We start from the raw sequence: 19,099 nt of genomic DNA on the forward strand, positions 1-19,099 counted from the left end.
CGAACGCTACCGTTGTCCTGATGCCCATCGATCCGTCTCCGACTCCGTCGCCCTCAGCGCAGTCCTCGTCGTCGCCCGGCCTGAATCCGGCCGAGCGGCTGCTGAACCTTGTCATCGCGCTCGTGAACACGAACGCGGCGATGACCAAGCAGCAGGTCCGCACCGCTGTGGCGGGGTATGCGGACGCGCCAAGTGACGAGGCGTTCGAGCGGATGTTCGAGCGGGACAAGGACATGTTGCGTGCCCTGGGTATCCCGGTGGTGACGGTCGGGACGGGTGGGCACACCGACGAGCTCGGGTACCGGATCGACCAGGACGCCTACGCGCTGCCGTCGATCGACCTGACCCCGGCCGAGCTCGGCGTGCTGTCGCTGGCCGCGCAGTTCTGGCAGGACAAGACCTTGCAGACCGACATCAACCGAGCCATGGTCAAGCTCCGTGCTGCCGGTGCGGGCGATCCGTCGGCGGATGCGCTGGCGGGGCTCGCGCCGTCCGTGCGGGCCGTCGGGGACGCCTACGGGCCCCTGATGGAGGCGATCGAGGCGCGCCGGGCGGTCACCTTCAGCTACCGGGCGGCGTACAACGGGGCCGTGCTGATCCGGCACGTCGAGCCGTGGCGCATCGCGGCCCGTGACGGCGGCTGGTACCTGATGTGCTTCGACCGGGACCGGCAGGCCCCTCGCGTGTTCCGCATGTCGCGCATCGAGTCACGCGTGCGGGTGACGGGCCCGGCCGGCGCCTACGAGATCCCCGACTTCGAGACCGACGTCATGCTGGGCAAGGCGCACGGCGAGATCAGGCAGGCAGTGGTCGCCGTGCGGCCCGAACGTGCCGGTGCCCTGCGTGCCCGGGCCAAGCCGGTGGCCGACGGCGACCGCGAGACCTACAGCGAGCGCCTGCCCGACCCTGCGGGAGCCTCGGCGGGTGACCGGGAGGGCTGGGACATCCTTGAGGTGCCGTACCGGTCGATGAGTGGCATGGCGTCCGAGGCGGCAGGGTACGGGGCGGCGCTGGTCGTGCTGGAGCCGGAGGCCCTCCGGGAGGAGACGCTGCGTCGGCTGGTCGCCGCGGCGGCGCTGGGTGGTGCGCCGGTGGCGAAGAACGTGGAGGGGGAGGTGCCCCGTGGCTGAGCGCGCTGACGACCGGCTCTTGCGGCTGCTGGGCATCGTCGCCTACCTGGACGGTGCCGGGCCCGTGTCGGTGGCTGACCTCGCCAGGAGGTTCGGGACGACGCCCGCCCAGATCCAGAAGGACGTCGATGCGCTCTGGGTGTCCGGCACCCCCGGGTACTGGCCGGACGACCTGATCGACTTCGATGCCGCGTCCATCGACCGCGGGGTCGTGCACCTGACCGAAGCGCGTGGCATGACCCGGCCGCTGCGGCTCGGTACCCGGGAGGCGGTCGCGCTCGTCGCGGCCCTGCGCGCCATGAAGGCCACCGGTGCCGTCCAGGCGGACCCGGCCAGGTCGGCCGTCGTCCAGTCCGCGCTGCGCAAGCTCACCGACGCGACCGGAGAGGCCGCGAACGCGGTGGACGTGCGGCTCGCTCCGGGTGGCGACCGGCAGGTCGTCGCGGCGATCACGTCGGCGCTGACGGCCGGCCACCGGCTCCGGATCCGGTACGTGACGTCGTCGGACGTCGTCAGCGAACGGGAGGTCGACCCGGTGCGGCTGCACACGCAGGACGAGTTCGCCTACCTCGCCGCGTGGTGCTACCGGGCGGCCGCGCCGCGCACGTTCCGTGTGGACCGCATCCTGGAGGCCACCGAGACGGACGTGCCCGTCCAGAGCCACCCGGGGTCGGGGGAGCCGGCGGCCGAGATAGATTTCGCCGCCCTGTTCGCCGGGGGGTCGGCCCCGCTGGCGACCATCCGGTTCGCGCCGCGGGCGCGGTGGTTCGCCGAGGAGGTCCCGGTCGAGTCGGTGCGCAACCTGCCCGACGGCGACTTCGAGGTCACGTTGCGCGTCACCAACCCCGGCTGGCTGCGCAGCACCCTGATCCAGCTCGCGCCGTACGTGCGGTCGGTGTCCCCGAAGAGCCTGGCCGACGACGTAGCCGGCGCCGCCAGTGACGCGCTGGCCCTCTACGACGCGGGCCCGAAGCCGGTCCGATGACCCCGGACGCAGCCACATCGGCAAATCGGCACTAGGCTTGGCGACCATGTGGTTCTGGGTGTGGACCCTGCTGATCGTGGGCAGCCTCGTCGGAGCGTTCTTTCTGGCCCGCTATCTCTGGCGGTCGGCAATGGGCCTGATGGATGAGCTGGGCCGGGCGTCGCGCCGCATCGGCGAGGCGAGCGACCGGCTCCAGGAGCTGTCCGACCGTGCACGCGAGGCGGCGACCTCGCAGCACGCCGGACCGAGCCTGTTCGACGACGTGACCATCCACTACCAGCGCGTCAACGCGCAACGGTCCGCCCGCGGCATGCGCAAGGACGCGCGCCGGGCGAGGCACGTGGTGACGTGGCAGAAGTGGAAGCACTTCAACGACTGACGGCCACGGACCTGATCGTACGGAAACCGGCCTCGCAGGCCCGGTTCCGCGCGGTTGTCGCGTGCGTTCTGGACCGCCGCCACCTTCCGTCCACCGGGGGGCTACCTTTGTGCCCGGTCGTTCCGCGTAGGATCGGTCATATCCGCATCACCACCGCGTACTAGCACCGCACCGTAAGGAGTCACCATGGGCGCAATGCAGCCGTGGCACTGGATCGTCCTGCTCGTCGTCGTCCTGCTGCTCTTCGGGTCCACCCGCCTGCCGGGGCTGGCCAAGAGCATCGGGCAGTCGATGAAGATCTTCAAGAAGGAGATCAAGGACCTGCGCGAAGACGGTTCCGACAACGCCGACGGCACCGCCGGCCGGGACGGACGCGACAACCGGCCCGCCGACAACGCGCCGGGCGGTTCGACCACGTCCACCACCGGCTCGACGACGGGCGCTGGTACGAGCACGGGGACGGACTCGGTACCTGGCCTGATCAACAACAGGGACCGCGACATCCCCAAGGCCTGAACCGGTGGCACGAACGAGGCGGCCGACCGACGGCCGCATGCCTCTGCTCGAGCACCTTCTCGAGCTACGTAAGCGGTTCGTCCTCATCGCGGCAGGGCTCCTGCTGGGGGCCATCCTCGGCTGGATCCTGTACGAGCCCCTGCTCGTCGCGCTCCAGCAACCCCTGGAGTCCGCGGCGGAGGCCACGGGCAACGACGTGACCCTGAACTTCACCGGACCGGCATCGGCGCTGGACCTGAAGGTCAAGGCGTCGCTGTTCCTGGCCGTGTTCGTGTCCTGCCCGTGGTGGCTTTACCAGGTGTGGGCGTTCATTACACCAGGGCTCAACAAGCGGGAGAAGCACTACGCGTACGGGTTCGTCGGCGCCTCGGTGCCGTTGTTCGTCGGCGGCGCCTACATGGCATGGGTCGTCATCCCGCACGCCGTCGGCATCCTGACGGGGTTCCTGCCCGACGACGCCACCAACTTCACCGACGCCCAGATGTACCTGAGCCTGGTGATGCGGCTCCTGCTCGCCTTCGGTCTCGCGTTCGTGTCCCCGGTGCTGCTGGTGGGCCTCAACTTCGCGGGCCTGATGTCCGCCAAGGCGCTGCTCGCCGGCTGGCGGTGGGCCATCCTGGTCGCGTTCACGTTCGCCGCGATCATGACACCGACACCGGACGCGCTCACGATGATCCTCGTCGCGCTGCCGATCTGCGTCCTGTACTTCGGGGCCGTCGGCGTCTCGATACTGCACGACAAGCGCGTCGAGAAGCGGCTCGCCGAGGTCGAGGTCTGACCGACAGCCCGGGCGCGGCCCTGTCGCGCCCGGGCTGTCGGACCCGGACTGTCGGACTCGGACCGTAGGCTGTGCCCATGAGCGACCTGAGCCCCGCCGAGCGGTACACGGCCTTCCGGTCACAGAGCCGTTCAGCGGCCGAGCACCCCGAACTGACCCGCTTCCGTGAGGTCGTCGGGTTCCAGCTCGACGACTTCCAGGTGCAGGCCTGCGAGGCCCTGGAGCAGGGACGCGCCGTGCTCGTCGCGGCACCCACAGGAGCCGGCAAGACCGTCGTGGGTGAGTTCGCCGTCCACCTGGCCCTCGCCTCCGGCCGCAAGGCGTTCTACACCACGCCCATCAAGGCCCTGTCCAACCAGAAGTACGCCGACCTCGTGCGCAGGCACGGACCCGACAACGTCGGCCTCCTCACCGGCGACACCACGATCAACGGCGAAGCACCGGTGGTGGTCATGACCACCGAGGTGCTGCGCAACATGCTCTACGCAGGCTCCACGACCCTCGACGGCCTCGCCTACGTCGTCATGGACGAGGTGCACTACCTCGCCGACCGGTTCCGCGGCCCCGTCTGGGAAGAGGTCATCATCCACCTCTCCGACGACGTGCAGCTCGTCTCGCTGAGCGCGACCGTGTCCAACGCGGAGGAGTTCGGCGACTGGCTCGAGATGGTGCGCGGCGACACCGCCGTCGTCGTCTCCGAGCGCCGGCCCGTACCCCTGTGGCAGCACGTCCTCATGTCCTCCCCCGAGCCGCGCGGCACACCGCGCCTCCTGGACCTGTACGCCGGGCACGTCGACCCGACCGACCCCGGCACCAGCCCGCCCATCAACCCCGACCTGTCCGCCGCCTTCCGGTCCGGGCGTGGCGGCAACCGCCCCGGCGACTACCGCGGCGGGTCCGGCGGACGGCGCGGCCGAGGGCGCGGCGACCGCGGGTACCGCGGCGCCGGCGGGCGGCGCACCGGCGACAACGAGGGCGGCATCGGCCCCAGCCGGCGCACCCCACCACGGTTCATCGTCGTCGACGCCCTCAACGCGGACGCCCTGCTGCCCGCCATCTACTTCGTCTTCTCCCGCGCCGGCTGCGAGGCCTCCGTCGACCAGTGCCTCAAGGCAGGGCTGCGGCTGACCACCCCGCAGGAGGAAGCGACCATCCGGTCCGTCGTGGAGGAGCGCACCGCCGCGATCCCGCCGGAAGACCTCGACGTGCTCGGCTACTGGTCCTGGTCGCAGGCCCTGGCCCGCGGCGTCGCCGCCCACCACGCCGGCATGCTCCCCGTGTTCAAGGAGACCGTCGAGGACCTCTTCTCCCGCGGTCTGGTCAAGGTCGTGTTCGCCACCGAGACCCTCGCGCTCGGCATCAACATGCCCGCCCGGTCCGTCGTCCTGGACAAGCTCGTCAAGTGGGACGGCACCAGCCACGTGCCCGTCACCCCTGGCGAGTTCACCCAGCTCACCGGCCGGGCCGGCCGCCGCGGCATCGACATCGAGGGCCACGCCGTCGTCGTCGACCACCCCGCCCTCGACCCGGTCGCCCTCGCCGGCCTCGCGTCCAAGCGCCTGTACCCGCTCAAGTCCAGCTTCCGCCCCACGTACAACATGGCCGTCAACCTCGTCGCCCAGGTCGGCCGCGACCGCGCCCGCGAGGTCCTGGAGACCTCGTTCGCGCAGTTCCAGGCCGACCGCGGCGTCGTAGGCCTCGCCAAGCAGGCCCAGGCGCACGCCGAGGCCCTCGACGGGTACGCCAAGGCCATGTCGTGCACCGAAGGCGACTTCGGCGCTTACATGGACCTGCGCCACGCCATCAAGGACCGCGAGAAGGAGCTGTCCCGTGCGGCGTCCGGCGCCCAGCGGGCCGAGATCGTCGCCTCCCTGGAACAGCTACGCCGCGGCGACGTCGTCGAGGTACCCACCGGACGACGGCGCGGGTACGTCCTCGTGCTCGACCCCGGCGAGCCCGGCGGGTTCGACGGGCCCCGCCCCACCGTCCTGACCCAGGAACGCCAGGTCAAGAAGCTGACCCTCGCCGACGCCCCCGCAGGCCTGGAGACCGTCACCACCGTCAAGATCCCCAAGGCGTTCAACCCCCGCAAGCCCGACGCCCGCCGCGACCTCGTCTCCTCCATGCGCAACGCGCTCGGCGCGCTGGCCGACGACGTCCCCGCAGCCCACTCGACCACCAGCCCGGCAGGCCGCCGCGCCGGGGCCGCCGCACGCGGCGGCAAGGCCCTGCCCGGGCGCCGGTCGGACGCCTCGACCGACGCAGAGCTCGCCCGCCTGCGCAAGGCCCTCAAGGCCCACCCGTGCCACGCCTGCCCCGAGCGCGACGACCACGCCCGCTGGGCCGAACGCTGGAACAAGCTCAAGCGGGAGCACGACCAGCTCGTGCGCCGCGTCGAGGGCCGCACCGGCTCCATCGCCCGCACCTTCGACCGCACGCTCGACGTGCTGCTCACCCTCGGCTACCTGCAGCGCACCGGTCCGGACGGCGCCGACGGGACCGTACCGGGGCGGGCGGGCGCAGGGCGGGGGAGCGTCGCCAAGGGACCGGGCAGGATCCGGGTGACCGACGACGGCCGGTGGCTGCGCCGCCTGTACGCCGAGAACGACCTCCTGCTCGCCGAATGCCTGCGCCGCGGCGTCTGGGACGGGCTCGACCCGGCCGGCCTGGCCGCCGTCGTCTCCACCGTCGTCTACCAGTCCCGCCGCGACGACGCCCCCGACCCCTACATCCCCGGCGGGCCCACCGGGCGCCTCGCCGGCGTGCTGGACGACACCCAGCGCGTGTGGTCAGAGGTCGACGACCTCGAGGAGGCGCACGGCATCGAAGCCACCGGACCGCTCGACCTCGGCCTGGTCGGCGCGATGTACCGCTGGGCGTCCGGCAAGGGCCTGGACAGCGTGCTGCGCGGCTCCGACCTCGCCGCCGGAGACTTCGTGCGCTGGTGCAAGCAGGTCATCGACGTCCTGGACCAGCTCGGTGGCGCGGCGCCGTCGGACAAGCTGCGCACGACCGCCCGCAAGGCCCAGGACGCGGTGCTGCGAGGAGTGGTGGCGTACTCCAGCCTGTGACCGATACCCGCTGATATCGGCACCCGGCCGGGGGATCGCATACAGTTCCCATCGTGAGCCAGCCCGCCCGATCCAGCACCGCTCGATCGATCCTGTACCGCAACGGGGTCATCCACTCCTCGGCCGACCCCTTCGCCGAGGCGATCCTCGTCGACGACGGCGTCGTCGCGTGGCTGGGCGCCAACGACACCGCGGCAGGGCTCGCCGCGCGCGCCGACCGGGTCATCGACCTGGACGGCGCGCTGGTGACCCCCGGATTCGTCGACGCGCACGCCCACGTCCTGGAGACCGGCCTCGCGAGCGACGCCGTGGACCTCACGTCCACCGGGGGAGTGCACTCCCTCGCCGACGCGCTGGGCGCCCTGCACCAGGGCGCCCAGCGGCTCGCCGCCGCCGACCCGTCCGGCGACCAGGTGCTGCTCGCATTCGGCTGGGACGAGCAGGCCTGGCCCGAGCAGCGCACCTTCACCCGGCAGGAGCTCGACGACGCGTGCGGCGGCAGGCCCGTGTACGCGGCCCGCGTCGACGTGCACTCGGCCGTCGTCTCCACGTCGATGGCCGCCCGCGCAGGGATCGAACGCGACCCCGCCTGGACCGGCATGGGCATGTCCGGCTCTGGCTGGTCCGACGCCCCCGCCGACACCGGGCTGGTCACCGCCGCCCTGCACCACACCGTGCGCGACGTCGCCCACGCGCTCTCGCCCGAACGCCGCACCCGCCTCTACCGCGAGACCCTCGCAGCCTGGGCCGCCCGCGGCGTCGTGTCCGTGCACGAGATGAGCGGCGAGCACCTCGACAGCCGCGCGGGCCTGGCCGAGCTCCACGCCATGACCGTCGACTCCATGACCGCTCAGGCCCTGTCCGACGACGGCGTGCCCGCCCTGCCGCACCTGGCCGCCTACCGCGGCGAGCTCTGCCGGACCACCGACGACGCCCGCGCGCTGCTCGCCGAGCTGCCGTTCCTGACGGGCATCGGCGGGGACCTCAACGTCGACGGCTCGATCGGCTCACGCACCGCCGCCCTGCGCAGCCCGTACGCCGACCTGCCCGTCGACCCGTCGGCCGGCACCTTCACCGGAGCGCTGACCAACCCCGACGGCACGCCCTGGACCGGCAACCTGTACCTGTCGGCCGAGCAGATCGCCCACCACCTGGCCGCGGTCCAGGGCGCACGCGGACAGGCCGGCGGTACGCAGGCCGCATTCCACGTCATCGGGGACCGTGCCATGGACACCATGGTGCTCGGGCTCCAGATGGCCGCCCAGCTGACCAGCGAGAGCGCCGTGCGCGCCGGGCACCACCGCATCGAGCACGGCCTGTTCGTCGACGCGGCCACCCTCGCCGCGCTGCTGGTCCAGGGCGTCGGCCTGTCGGTCCAGCCGGCGTTCGACTCGGCCTTCGGCGGCAGCAAGGGCGTGTACGCCTCCCGCCTCGGGGCCATGCGCGCCGGTTCCCTCATGCCGTTCGCCGACCTCGCCCAGGCCGGCGTACCCCTCGCGTTCGGCTCCGACACCCCCGTCACGCCGGTGGACCCCTGGCAAGGGGTCCGCGCGGCCACCAGCCACGAGGACCCCGACCAGCGGATCTCCGCCGGCGCAGCGTTCCGCGCCCACACCCGCGGCGGCTGGCGCCTCGCCGGGCTGGACCACACCGGGGCCGGGCAGCTCCGGGTCGGTGCGCCGGCCCACCTCGCCGTCTGGCGGGCCGAGCAGCTCGGTGTGCAGGCCGCCCCCGGCCGCCTCAGCTCCTGGAGCGAGGAAGCCCGCGCGGGTACCCCGCTGCTCCCGGACCTCTCTCCAGACGCCGTCGAGCCCGAGTGCCTGCACACCCTCCGCGACGGCGTCGTCCTCCACGACACCTTCTGACCCCTTGTCGTGAGCGTGACGGTTGCGCCCGAGACGGGCTGATCGTCGCACCGATCGTGCTCACGACCGGGAGATCGCCGCGGGTAGGCTGCGAGCGTGCGTCTGCCTGAGCCGTCTCGGCTGCTGTCCTTGTTCCTCGCGGTGACCGGTGGCCTCGTCCTCTGGACCGCGTTCCCGGACGCCGGGGTGTGGCCCGCAGCATTCGTCGCCGTGGCCGTCCTGTACTGGTCGCTCGGCAGGGACAGCGCCTGGTGGAACTTCCTGATGGGCCTCCTGTTCGGGCTCGCGTTCTTCCTGCCCCACCTGTGGTGGGCGCACGAGTCCACCGAGACCGCGCCCTGGATCGCCGTGTCGACCGTCGAGGCCCTGTTCCTCGCCGCGTTCGGCGCGCTGTGGACCTGGGTGCGTCGGGCGAGGTTCCTGCGCCGGCGCGGCTGGCGGCTCGCCGCCGCGTTCTCCGTCCTCTTCGTCGCCGTGGAGCAGTGGCGCTCCGAGATCCCCTTCGGCGGGTTTCCATGGGGCCGCCTCGCGTGGTCGATGGCAGGCACCCCGACCGGGCGCGCCGCCTGGTTGGGCGGCACCGTCGCGGTGAGCCTGCTCGTCGCGTTCGCCGGCGTGCTGCTCGCCCTGGCGGTCGCGAGCCTGGTCCGTGCGGCCCGGCGCGGCACCGCGGCACGCGACGTGGGCCGCGCAGTGGGCCGCGCCGTCGGGGCCCTCGCGCTGGGTGCCGCGGTCGCCGTCGGGCCGCTCGTGCTGCCGCTGCCGACGTCCGCGAGCGCCGGTCCTGTCGAGACGCCTGAGGGTGACGAGGTGTATGACGCCGGGAGTGATCTGGCGCAGGACGGTGAGCTGTGGGTGGGTGCGGTGCAGGGCAATGTGGGGGAGCCGGGTCTTGGGGCGTTCGCGAACCGGGCGGAGGTGCTGAACAACCACCTGGAGGGTACGTACACGCTGGCCGAGGACTACGCGGGCGAGCTGGACGTGGTGCTGTGGCCGGAGAACGGTAGTGACCTGGATCCGCAGACGACGCCGGATGTGGCGCGGGGTCTTGATGCGGCGGCCGCGGCGGTCCAGGCGCCGATCCTGGTGGGGGCGCAGGAGTTCCCGGAGTCGGGTGGCCGGTACAACGTGTCGCTGTTGTGGCAGGCGGGCAGCGGGGTGGTCGGGCGGTATGCGAAGCAGCATCCGGCGCCGTTCGGTGAGTACATCCCGATGCGGTCGGTCCTTCGGCTGTTCTCCGACCAGGTGGACCGGGTGAGGACGGACATGATCGCGGGGGTCAATCCGCCGGTGGTGGATGTGCCGAGCAGGCTGGGGCAGGGCGACTACCGGATGGGCACGGTCATCTGTTTCGAGGTGGCGTACGACGAGATCATCCGGGATGCGGTTCTCGAGGGGGCGCAGGTGCTGGTGGTCCCGACGAACAACGCGTCGTTCGGGTTCACGGCGGAGTCGACGCAGCAGCTGGCGATGTCGCGGATGCAGGCGATCACGACGGGGCGGGCGACGGTGCAGATCTCGACGGTGGGTGTGTCGGGGGTGATCACGCCGGACGGCACCGTGGTGCGGCGGACCGGGTTGTTCACGGACGACGTGTTCGTGGCGAACCTGCCGTTGCGGTCGTCGATCACGCCGGCGGTGGCTGCGGGGTACTGGCCGGGCTGGGTGGTCGGTGGTCTCGCGGTGGCGCTGGTGCTGGCGGGCGTCGTGGGCGGTCTGGGTGCGCGTCGGCGGGCTCGCGGCAGTGCGGGCTAGCGCGGGTTGAGCGGGTCGGACGGGGTCGGGTCCGTGCCCGTCGGCAGAGCAGAAGACCGTCGGGTCCTGGCCATGAGGCCAGGACCCGACGGTCTTCTTGCTGTCAGTCGCGGTCGGCGGTCGCGTGGACGGCCGGCTGGGGGACTGTCAGGCGGAGCGGCGGAGCTTGCCGGCGCGGAGGAGTTCGAGGCGCTCGTCGAGCAGGTCCTCGAGCTCCTTGACCGTGCGGCGCTCCAGCAGCATGTCCCAGTGGGTGCGCTGTGGCTTCGTCGCCTTGGGTTCCGGCTTCTCGGCGTCGCGCAGGAGTGCCTCCTCGCCGCAGCGGCATTCCCAGATCGGGGGGACGTCCGCGTCGGTGGCGAAGGGCAGGATGATGGTGTGGCCGTTGGGGCAGTCGTAGTAGGCCTGGAACCGAGGGGCGAAGTCCACGCCCTCGTCGGACTCCATGCTCTTACTACCGATGCTCATACCGCGCAGGGACCGGTCGGGCACGATGTCCTCCAGAGGGTTGTCGGGATAGGTGGCGGAAAAAGGTCCGTAGTGCCAACGCGGGGACCCTCTGTGATGTTCCAGCCGTTCCGGCCGTCATCTTTCCAGCCGTCTAATCAGGCTACGCGTCGGATGTGCGCGCGCAAGCGCACTCCGGGCAAAATGGGCGCGTATGTGCGCGATCTCACGTGCGTCGCGGCTGGTGGGAACGGACCAGGTAGGAACAATGCCAGGTGGGAACAATCGAGACTAGCAGCAGGTTGTGGCGGACGTGCATGCATCTGCATGGACTGCTCGGTACAGAGCATCATCAGCACCACTATCAGGGGAGCGCGGCATCATGCAGTTCGGGATCTTCAGTGTCAGCGACGTGACGACGGACCCGACGACGGGGCACACCCCGGACGACACGGAACGTGTCCGGGCGATGCTCACCATCGCGAAGCATGCGGACGAGGCGGGCCTCGACGTCTTCGCCACCGGCGAGCACCACAACCCGCCGTTCGTGGCCTCCAGCCCGACGACGATGCTCGGCTACCTGGCCGGCGTCACCAAGAACATCACCCTGTCGACGGCGACGACGCTGATCACGACCAACGACCCGGTCCGCATCGCCGAGGAGTACGCGATGCTCCAGGTCATCTCGGACGGCCGCATGGACCTCATGATGGGCCGCGGCAACACCGGCCCGGTCTACCCCTGGTTCGGGCAGGACATCCGCCAGGGCATCCCGCTCGCCATCGAGAACTACGCCCTCGTGCGCCGGCTCTGGACCGAGGACGTCGTGGACTGGGAGGGCAAGTTCCGCACCCCGCTCCAGGGCTTCACCTCGACCCCCCGCCCGCTGGACGGTGTGCCGCCGTTCGTGTGGCACGGCTCGATCCGTAGCCCAGAGATCGCCGAGCAGGCCGCCTACTACGGTGACGGGTTCCTGCACAACAACATCTTCTGGCCCATGACCCACACCAAGCAGATGGTGCAGTTCTACCGCCAGCGGTTCGAGCACTACGGCCACGGCCGCGCCGACCAGGCGATCGTGGGCCTCGGCGGTCAGGCGTTCATGCGCAAGAACAGCCAGGACGCCTGGGACGAGTTCCGTCCCTACTTCGACAACGCGCCCGTCTACGGCCACGGCCCCAGCATGGAGGACTTCACGCGCGACACGCCGCTCACGGTCGGCTCGCCGCAGCAGGTCATCGACCGCTACGGGTCCTTCATCGACGACGTCGGCTACTACCAGCGTCAGCTGTTCCTCATGGACCACGCGGGTCTTCCGCTCAAGACGGTCCTCGAGCAGATCGACCTGCTCGCCTCCGACGTCGTGCCGGAGCTGCGCAAGATCGCCGACGCCAAGCGCCCCGAGGGCGTGCCGGCGGCTCCGCCCACCCATGCCGAACGCGTCGCCGCCGCGCAGGCAGAGGGCAAGGCAGGCGCCACGCACGTCGGCGACGGCGGGGACGAGTACACCGGAAAGCGGGCAGAGGAGCTGCTGTCATGACCGAGACGACCACGACCGGGACCGCGACAGCCCAGAGCGCGACAGCCGAGACCGCAGAGGAGCGCGACCAGCGCACCATCGCTGTCGTGCACGCCGGGCTGGGCCAGCCGTCGTCCACACGGCTGCTCGCCGACCGCCTGTCCGGCGCCACGGCGCGCGAGCTCGAGGCCCTGGGGCACGACGTGACCGTCGAGGTCATCGAGCTGCGCGACCACGGCCACGCCATCGTCGACGCCATGCTCACCGGGTTCCCGACGGGGGACCTGGCCCGGGCCATCGAGACGGTCACGCAGGCCGACGCCGTCATCGCCGTCACCCCGCTGTTCACGACCACCTACTCGGGGCTGTTCAAGTCGTTCGTCGACATCCTCGACAAGGAAGCACTCACGGGCATGCCCGTCCTGCTCGGCGCGACCGGCGGCACGCCGCGGCACTCCCTCGCGCTCGAGTACTCGATGCGGCCTCTGTTCACCTACCTGCGGGCCGACGTCGTCACGACCTCGGTCTTCGCCGCCACGGACGACTGGGCACAGGCGGCGGACACCAGCGGTCGCGGCAGCGACGGCAGTTCCCTGCCGCAGCGCATCGAGCGCGCGGGCCGCTCCCTCGCCGGCCTCGTGTTCGCACGGGGCGAGCACAACAAGCCGGCCGACCCGTTCTCGAGCACCCCGAGCTTCCTGGACATGCTCGGCGGCGAATGAGCCTCGACGAGACGCGCGGTCGGGCAGGGCCCGAGCCGAGAGAACGACGCTCGACGAACAGATGACGCCACCCGGCCGCTCATCGCGGCCGGGGCTTGCACGCCCAGGTCAGGCCAGGGAACATATGGGACAGCGGTCACCGCTGGTCGTGGCCGGGTCGATGGTGAGGGAGCGGTCATGGCGGACGGTACGGAGAGCCAGGTCTCGGACGGTTCGAGCGCAGACAGCCCCCAGGAAACACACACGCAGGGAACGCACGCGCACCGCTTGAACACCGATCCCGGCCGCGTCGCCCGCATCGTGGCGGCGCTGCGGAAGGCGCATGCCGAACAGGCAGCGAGCGCCGCGGCGGTTGCTGTTCCCGCCGTGTCCGCGGCGGAGTCCATGGCGGAGTCCATGGCGGAGTCCATGGCGGAGTCCATGGCGGAGTCCATGGCGGAGTCCACCGTGGCGTCTTCGGTGGTGTCTTCTGTGATCTCTCCGACGGCGTCCCCGGTGGCGTCCAACACGGACACCGCGGAGATCCTTGACCCGCCCGCGCCGCGCCGCGAGACCAGTGGGGTCCGGCCTGCGAAGCCGCCGGTGCCCACCCTGCGCTGGAACCCCGGGTCCCGCTACCGTGCGTCGCGCCTCGCGGACCGGCCCGCGCCGCAGGGTCCGTCTGCCGATCGCGCGCCTGTTCCCGCGCCGTCGGCGCCAGCTCCGCCCGTTCTCCCGCCCGTTCCGGGCCCGCCCGGACAAGCCGTGGCCGGACACGCGGTGCCCGTTCAGACACCACCTGTTCAGACACCACCCGTTCAGACACCACCTGTTCCGGCACCCCCGGCTTCGACGCAGGCCCCGGCATCATCGCTCCCGACGCCGGTACCCGCACCTCCCGCAGCGTCTCCAGCAGCGGTCGCGGTCCCGCCGCCACCCGCACTCGCCGGACGCCTCTACCGGGGCCCCGCTCGGCGGACCGGCGTGTTCGAGCGCGAGATCTGGTATCCGGTAGCCGGGTCCTCGCGCGTGCCGCGCGATGTCGGAGAGGCGCTCGTCGCTGCTGTGGAGCGCTATCGCAAGGGTTCGATCTCCACGTCGGGTCTCGTCCGTGCGATCGGCAGGGCGCACGCCGCCTGACGGGACCCGCTTCGCCCGGCACTCCCAAGCGGTACTCCCACGCACGCTCCCACCGAGCCCGGTGACGGCCGGCCCCTCGGGCCAGGTCACCGGACTTTTCCCGCGTGTTCGGCCGGGTTTTCACATCGTGGCAAATCGTCTGCGGGACGGGGCTCAGTTCGTCCTCGTAACCCCTTGTCCTGACTCTGTGCAACGGAGGAACATTCGTTGCACGAACGAGCGCGTTGCATGGGGTTCGTTAAACGATGCACTACGCGCTGCGGCCCGTCGCTCTCTCCAGGAGAGGCGCCGATCGAGGCGCCGGGCGACCGGGACGAGGGGAGGCAGGTCGGTCAATGCGACGGCGGGTGAGGTTGTTGCTCGGTGTGCTCGGCCTGGTCGGGCTCCTCAGCGGCTGCACGTCTGACGCGGACGCCGCCAACTTCCCCGCGCCAGAGGAGTACGGCACGGTCGAGCAGCTGGTCGCCGACGCCGACGTCGTCGCAGTGGTGCAGGCGGGCGACGCGGACGTCGACGTCGTCGACCGGGTGCCGTTCACCCGCACCGAGCTCCAGCTGCGCAAGGTGCTGCTCGGCGCGGTGGCGAAGAACGCGAGCCTTGCCGTCACCCAGGTCGGGTCGGCGGAGTCACCGCCGGGGGCGGGACTGTCGGCCGTGCTGCAGGAGGGGCAGGAGTACGTGGTCGTCCTGCATCGCACCGCTGCGGGGGAGTTCGAGGTGGTCGGACCCGGCGTGTGGCGGGCGGACACCCTCGGGGCCAGCCTGACCCTGCACGCGGCGACCCTGACCTGCGTCCCCGCTGCGATCCCGCGCGTGACCACGCCCTGGGAGCTCGAGGTCCAGCTCGGCAAGGCCGCGGAGGCCCTCGGCACGAGCGAGATCGGCCGACCCGACCCACAGCAGGAGGCAAAGGCGGCACCTGCGCCAGACTGGACGCATGACGCGCAGCCTCGTGGTCACCGCTGACGATGCCGGCACCGACCCCGATGCCGACCGAGAGATCGCCGCACTGCTCGCCGGCTCACCGCTGACGGCGGTCGGCGTGATCACGGCGCATCCGGTGCACTGGCGCGAACAGGAGCCGCAGCCCTGGTTCGCAGAGCGCTCAGCCGCGCAGGACGGGCGCATGCAGGACGGGCCGACGCAGGACCAGCCGTCCCCGGACGAGCCGGCACCCGACGAGCCGGCGAACCCTGGCGCCACACGCGCCGTCGAGCTCTTCGCCCGCTCGGCCCCGGACGTCGCGCCCGGCGTCCACGTGGTGCTGCCGCCGCACGCGCCGGAGGGCGGCTTCGACGACGTCGTCGACCGGGTCGCCGCTCAGGTCGACGCCCTGGACAGGGCCACCGCCGTCGTCGGCTCTCCCGCGCCGGACCGCCTGGACTCCCACGCGGGCACGCTCTACGGGCTGGAAGGCCGCTCCTACCTCGCGGAGGCGATCGCGGTGTGCGCGCGGCGGGGCCTGGCGTTCCGGCTGCCGCGCGGCCTGGAGCTGTACGGCGATGACGACCCGGTGCTGGCCACCGCCGCCGTCCGGTCCCGGCACGCGAGCGCCGTGGCTGCGGCGGACGCCGCGGGGGTACGCCTGCCGCGGGTCATCGCGACGCACCGGGGCGGCGACGCAGAGATCAGGGACTACGGGACGTTGCGTGACCACTACCTGCGTCTGCTGGAGCGGCTGCCAGAGGGTACGAGCGAGGTCTTTCTGCATCCGGCCCCGGACACGGCGCGGCTGCGGGCGTTGTCGGCGGGCTGGTGGCGGAAGCGGACGTGGGAGCTGCGCCTGCTGGGTGACCCGGTTTTCATCCGTGAGATCGAGCGGCAGGGCATCGACCTCGTCGCCCGGTGGTGAGTAGGCTCACCGGCGTGGACGCCGACCGAGCGGCACCGGGCACGTCGTCGGACGCGCCGCGGGAAGGAACGTCGCCGCTGCGCTACGGCGTCGGCATGTTCGGCACGTCGTTGCCGATCAACCTGGTCAAGGGCTCGATGCTCTACGTGTACGTGGAGCTGCTCGGCCTGGACGCCGTCGTCTACGCGACGGTGTACGCGGTGTACGGGGTGCTCGACGCCCTGGACAACCCGGTGTTCGGGTACCTGTCGGACCGGACGAGGTCGCGCTGGGGGCGGCGTCGGCCGTACCTGGTGACCGGTGCGCTGGTGCTGGCCGCCACCACGATCGCGCTGTTCTCCGTGCCAGGGCCGGTGGCCGACTCCGCGGTGGGGCTGGCCGTGTGGTTCGCGGTCTTCGCGATCACCACCGAGATGGCCGACTCGCTGATCAACGCCAGCTACGGCGCCCTGCTGCCCGAGCTCTTCTCCCACGAGCGGCGTCGTGCGACGGCGAACGCGGTGCGGCAGGGTGCGCAGCTGATCGCGCTGGTCATCGCGCTGGCGCTGACGCCGGTCCTCGCGCGGAACGTGCTCGGTACGGAGGGTTCGACCGTCGGCTACGGGCGGCTCGCGGTGATCTTCGGGGTCGTGTCGGCGGTGGTGATCCTCTGGATGGCGTTCGGCGTGCGGGAGGATCCGGCGCTCGACGCGGAGCCGAGACCGGTGTTCTTCCGGTCGGTGGGACAGATCCTCTCGACCTCGCACTTCTGGACGGTCGGGCTCGTCAACGCCTGCTACGGGGCCGCGATGGCGCTGGTCCTCGGCGGCCTGCAGCTGTACGTCCACCACACTCTCGGCGGCTCCGCGCTGGACGCGAGCATCCTCCAGCTGGTCGTGATCGTGGTGTCGATCGGGATGCTGAGCGTGTGGGCCGCCGTGGTGCGGCGCAAGGGTGCCGCCTGGACGTGGCGGCTCGCGCTGCCGGTCGCGGCCGTCGGGTTCGTGCCGATGTACTTCGCGACGGACCTGACCACGGCGATACTCGGCGGCCTGTCGGTAGCTGTCGGGTATTCCGGGCTGCTCGCGACGAACGACCTGGTCATCGCCCGGGTGCTCGACGCCGACGCCGCGCGCCACGGCACACACCGCAGCGGCCTCTTCCTGGCGGCGTTCGGCGTGCTGGGCCGGCTCAACGGCCTGGTCACCGCGGGGGCGCTGGCATCGTTGGCGCTGTGGTTCGGCTACCGCTCGGGTACCGACCCCGGTCCCGACCCCGGGCAGGCGTTCCGGGTCTACCTCTCCCTGTACCCGTTCGCGCTCCTCGTGCTCGGCACGGCCGTCTCCCGGTTCATCCGCCTGCCACCCGCGCCACAGGAGGCAGTGGCGCCGTACGGCCCGGCGGTACGACCAGGTGAACCCGGCTTGGAACCAGGCTCGGAACCAGGCTCGGAACCAGGCTCGGAACGAGGCGTGGAACGAGGCGTGGAACCAGGCGCCGGGCCGGACTCCGGGGCCGGCACCGCACCGGTCACGCGCTGATCGCGAGCAAAGTCCGGTCGACGGCCTCCAGCCGGTAAGGACCGTGCTCGGGCGGGGCCGAGAACGTCACGCGGTCGCCCCGCACCCGACGTCGTCGGCCGGTGCCGCCCGCCTGATCGGTGCTGTCCACCAGGACCGTGCCGTCCGCGTCCACGGCAACCAGGTCGTCGCCAAGGCGCACCAGGACGGGCTCGCCGGGCCCGGGGAAGCGGCTGATCGCGGTCCGTCCGTTGCGGACGCCGTCGAGGATCGCCTCGGGCGTGCGTTCCTCGGCGGCGACCCAGGTGGTGGGCGTGCCGGGCGGGTAGCCCTGGTCGGGGGTGTGAAAGTCGCTGCCGCCCAGCAGGACGGGCCGAGGCGGTCGCCCGCGAGCGCCGGCGGCGACTGCGGATGCTCGCAGGTAGGCCCAGGGGCCGGTGGCGGTCAGGTCGAGGAACCACGAGATGTGCCACAGCTCGAGAAAGCCGGTCTGCACGGGGTACAGCCACCCGCAGTCGTCCTGGACGGGATGGTTGACGGAGAGCAGGCCGCCCCGCTCCTCGACGTCGGACAGCCATTGTGCGGCCGGGCGCCGGAAGTCGATCCAGCCGATGTCACCGAACGCGTTCGCGTGCCCCGCATGGGTGGTGACCTCCTGGCCGGGCAGGAGACACACGTCGTACGCCGCACCCACGGCGGGCAGATGCGGGTGGTGCGAGACGGTGTTGTGGTCCGTGACCGCGAGGAAGTCCAGACCCCGGCCCGCTGCGGCGGCCGTGAGCTGCGCGATGCTCAAGGTCCCGTCGGAGTGCGTGGTGTGCGCATGGAGATCGCCGGCGTACCAGGTCAGCCCGTCGGGCGCGGGCAGGTTCCGCCCGAGCCGGGTCCGACCGCGCCCGCTCGCCCCCGAGGAGCTCGTCGCGCCCGCTCCGGGCCCCGCGCCCGACGGCGGGGGTGGTGCCGCCGGCTCGTCCTCGACCCCGCCGGCGTCGCTCCCCGTGGCGATCGTGACCGTGACGTCGACCGGCTCGGACGGCATGCCGTGCAGCCCGAGCACGACCGCCCATCGGCCGGCGATCAGCTCACCCGGCTCATAACCGGGTGTGGCTGAGCTGCGTGTGAACGAGCTCTGTGTGATCGAGCTCTGTGTGGTCGAGCCCCGCGCGGTCGAGTCCCGTATGTCCGAGCCCTGCGTGATCGCGAAGCGGGACCGCGCACCGCCCGACCACCCCCGCCAGCGTTCGGGGTCCCGGCAACCCAGGTCGATCACCGCGGAGTCGCGGTCGTAGGCGAGAGTCACTTCCAGGGCCGTTGCGCCGCCCACCGGGAGCTCGAACGGCACCTCGAGATACCGGTTCTCGATCTGGTCGTCGATCGACAGGTGCAGGCGGCGTTCCTCGCGGGTCACGCCCAGAGGCTATCGCCGGGATCCGGTCGTGCCCATGGTCTCGGCTGGAATCGGC

At 71.8% G+C, this 19,099-nt stretch carries 16 protein-coding genes; 14 read left to right on the plus strand and 2 right to left on the minus strand.

All coding sequences use genetic code 11. The annotated features are described in order from the left end of the window. Positions 1-20 precede the first annotated feature (20 nt). The 8 genes from ACFS27_RS17210 (at position 21) to lnt (ending at position 10,479) form a co-directional block, all read left to right on the plus strand. A complete protein-coding gene (locus ACFS27_RS17210; protein ID WP_377185253.1) occupies positions 21-1,130 on the plus strand; it encodes a helix-turn-helix transcriptional regulator in 1,110 nt (369 codons plus the stop codon). After that, entirely contained in the window at positions 1,123-2,115 is a 993-nt protein-coding gene (locus ACFS27_RS17215) for a helix-turn-helix transcriptional regulator (protein WP_377185255.1), read from the plus strand. Before ACFS27_RS17210 ends, ACFS27_RS17215 begins: the two co-directional genes overlap by 8 nt. 46 nt (positions 2,116-2,161) lie before the next feature. Next, entirely contained in the window at positions 2,162-2,494 is a 333-nt protein-coding gene (locus ACFS27_RS17220; protein WP_377185257.1) for a hypothetical protein, read from the plus strand. Positions 2,495-2,680: 186 nt separating this feature from the next. After that, positions 2,681-3,010, plus strand: a complete 330-nt coding sequence (gene tatA, locus ACFS27_RS17225) for a Sec-independent protein translocase subunit TatA (RefSeq protein WP_377185259.1) — start codon at positions 2,681-2,683, stop codon at positions 3,008-3,010. A 37-nt stretch (positions 3,011-3,047) separates the two neighbouring features. Next, on the plus strand, positions 3,048-3,788 hold the full coding sequence (tatC, locus tag ACFS27_RS17230) for a twin-arginine translocase subunit TatC (RefSeq protein WP_377185261.1): 741 nt from the start codon (positions 3,048-3,050) through the stop codon (positions 3,786-3,788). Positions 3,789-3,865: 77 nt separating this feature from the next. Continuing rightward, positions 3,866-6,859 carry a DEAD/DEAH box helicase gene (locus ACFS27_RS17235; RefSeq protein ID WP_377185263.1) on the plus strand — a complete coding sequence of 998 codons (2,994 nt, stop codon included), beginning with the start codon at positions 3,866-3,868 and terminating at the stop codon, positions 6,857-6,859. A gap of 53 nt (positions 6,860-6,912) precedes the next feature. Next, entirely contained in the window at positions 6,913-8,724 is a 1,812-nt protein-coding gene (locus ACFS27_RS17240) for an amidohydrolase (protein WP_377185265.1), read from the plus strand. 96 nt (positions 8,725-8,820) lie between these two features. Next, positions 8,821-10,479 carry an apolipoprotein N-acyltransferase gene (lnt, locus tag ACFS27_RS17245; RefSeq protein ID WP_377185267.1) on the plus strand — a complete coding sequence of 553 codons (1,659 nt, stop codon included), beginning with the start codon at positions 8,821-8,823 and terminating at the stop codon, positions 10,477-10,479. Positions 10,480-10,626: 147 nt separating this feature from the next. On the opposite strand, the gene ACFS27_RS17250 is transcribed toward lnt, so the two are convergent. Further along, positions 10,627-10,971 (minus strand): RNA polymerase-binding protein RbpA, encoded by a 345-nt coding sequence (locus tag ACFS27_RS17250; RefSeq protein ID WP_026365682.1) that lies wholly within the window; start codon positions 10,969-10,971, stop codon positions 10,627-10,629. A gap of 337 nt (positions 10,972-11,308) precedes the next feature. Here ACFS27_RS17250 and ACFS27_RS17255 point away from each other — a divergent pair, with 337 nt between their 5' ends. The 6 genes from ACFS27_RS17255 to ACFS27_RS17280 all read left to right on the plus strand — a co-directional run bounded on the left by ACFS27_RS17255 (position 11,309) and on the right by ACFS27_RS17280 (position 17,657). Beyond that, complete coding sequence (locus tag ACFS27_RS17255; RefSeq protein WP_377185269.1) at positions 11,309-12,466, plus strand: LLM class flavin-dependent oxidoreductase; 1,158 nt, start codon at positions 11,309-11,311, stop codon at positions 12,464-12,466. Beyond that, positions 12,463-13,167 carry an FMN reductase gene (locus ACFS27_RS17260; RefSeq protein WP_377185271.1) on the plus strand — a complete coding sequence of 235 codons (705 nt, stop codon included), beginning with the start codon at positions 12,463-12,465 and terminating at the stop codon, positions 13,165-13,167. Before ACFS27_RS17255 ends, ACFS27_RS17260 begins: the two co-directional genes overlap by 4 nt. A gap of 177 nt (positions 13,168-13,344) precedes the next feature. Further along, positions 13,345-14,286, plus strand: a complete 942-nt coding sequence (locus ACFS27_RS17265) for a hypothetical protein (RefSeq protein ID WP_377185273.1) — start codon at positions 13,345-13,347, stop codon at positions 14,284-14,286. Positions 14,287-14,633: 347 nt separating this feature from the next. Beyond that, the gene (locus ACFS27_RS17270) at positions 14,634-15,251 is read left to right on the plus strand and encodes a hypothetical protein (protein ID WP_377185275.1); all 618 of its coding nucleotides are present in this window, start codon (positions 14,634-14,636) and stop codon (positions 15,249-15,251) included. Then, positions 15,223-16,137, plus strand: a complete 915-nt coding sequence (locus tag ACFS27_RS17275) for a ChbG/HpnK family deacetylase (protein ID WP_377185277.1) — start codon at positions 15,223-15,225, stop codon at positions 16,135-16,137. The genes ACFS27_RS17270 and ACFS27_RS17275 overlap by 29 nt, the downstream gene beginning before the upstream one ends. A 14-nt stretch (positions 16,138-16,151) precedes the next feature. Further along, the gene (locus tag ACFS27_RS17280; protein ID WP_377185279.1) at positions 16,152-17,657 is read left to right on the plus strand and encodes an MFS transporter; all 1,506 of its coding nucleotides are present in this window, start codon (positions 16,152-16,154) and stop codon (positions 17,655-17,657) included. On the opposite strand, the gene ACFS27_RS17285 is transcribed toward ACFS27_RS17280, so the two are convergent. Then, positions 17,647-19,044 (minus strand): CehA/McbA family metallohydrolase, encoded by a 1,398-nt coding sequence (locus ACFS27_RS17285; protein WP_377185281.1) that lies wholly within the window; start codon positions 19,042-19,044, stop codon positions 17,647-17,649. The genes ACFS27_RS17280 and ACFS27_RS17285 overlap by 11 nt on opposite strands. Positions 19,045-19,099: the final 55 nt, after the last annotated feature.

It is taken from the genome of Promicromonospora vindobonensis, assembly GCF_042685865.1.
Taxonomy (GTDB): domain Bacteria; phylum Actinomycetota; class Actinomycetes; order Actinomycetales; family Cellulomonadaceae; genus Promicromonospora; species Promicromonospora vindobonensis.

Excerpts from the sequence above, each read along its gene's own strand:
- ACFS27_RS17210 (WP_377185253.1), top strand. The coding sequence starts at position 21 with ATGCCCATCGATCCGTCTCCGACTCCGTCGCCCTCAGCGCAGTCCTCG.
- ACFS27_RS17220 (WP_377185257.1), top strand. The coding sequence starts at position 2,162 with ATGTGGTTCTGGGTGTGGACCCTGCTGATCGTGGGCAGCCTCGTCGGA.
- tatA (WP_377185259.1), top strand. The coding sequence starts at position 2,681 with ATGGGCGCAATGCAGCCGTGGCACTGGATCGTCCTGCTCGTCGTCGTC.
- tatC (WP_377185261.1), top strand. The coding sequence starts at position 3,048 with ATGCCTCTGCTCGAGCACCTTCTCGAGCTACGTAAGCGGTTCGTCCTC.
- ACFS27_RS17235 (WP_377185263.1), top strand. The coding sequence starts at position 3,866 with ATGAGCGACCTGAGCCCCGCCGAGCGGTACACGGCCTTCCGGTCACAG.
- ACFS27_RS17255 (WP_377185269.1), top strand. The coding sequence starts at position 11,309 with ATGCAGTTCGGGATCTTCAGTGTCAGCGACGTGACGACGGACCCGACG.
- ACFS27_RS17260 (WP_377185271.1), top strand. The coding sequence starts at position 12,463 with ATGACCGAGACGACCACGACCGGGACCGCGACAGCCCAGAGCGCGACA.
- ACFS27_RS17265 (WP_377185273.1), top strand. The coding sequence starts at position 13,345 with ATGGCGGACGGTACGGAGAGCCAGGTCTCGGACGGTTCGAGCGCAGAC.
- ACFS27_RS17275 (WP_377185277.1), top strand. The coding sequence starts at position 15,223 with ATGACGCGCAGCCTCGTGGTCACCGCTGACGATGCCGGCACCGACCCC.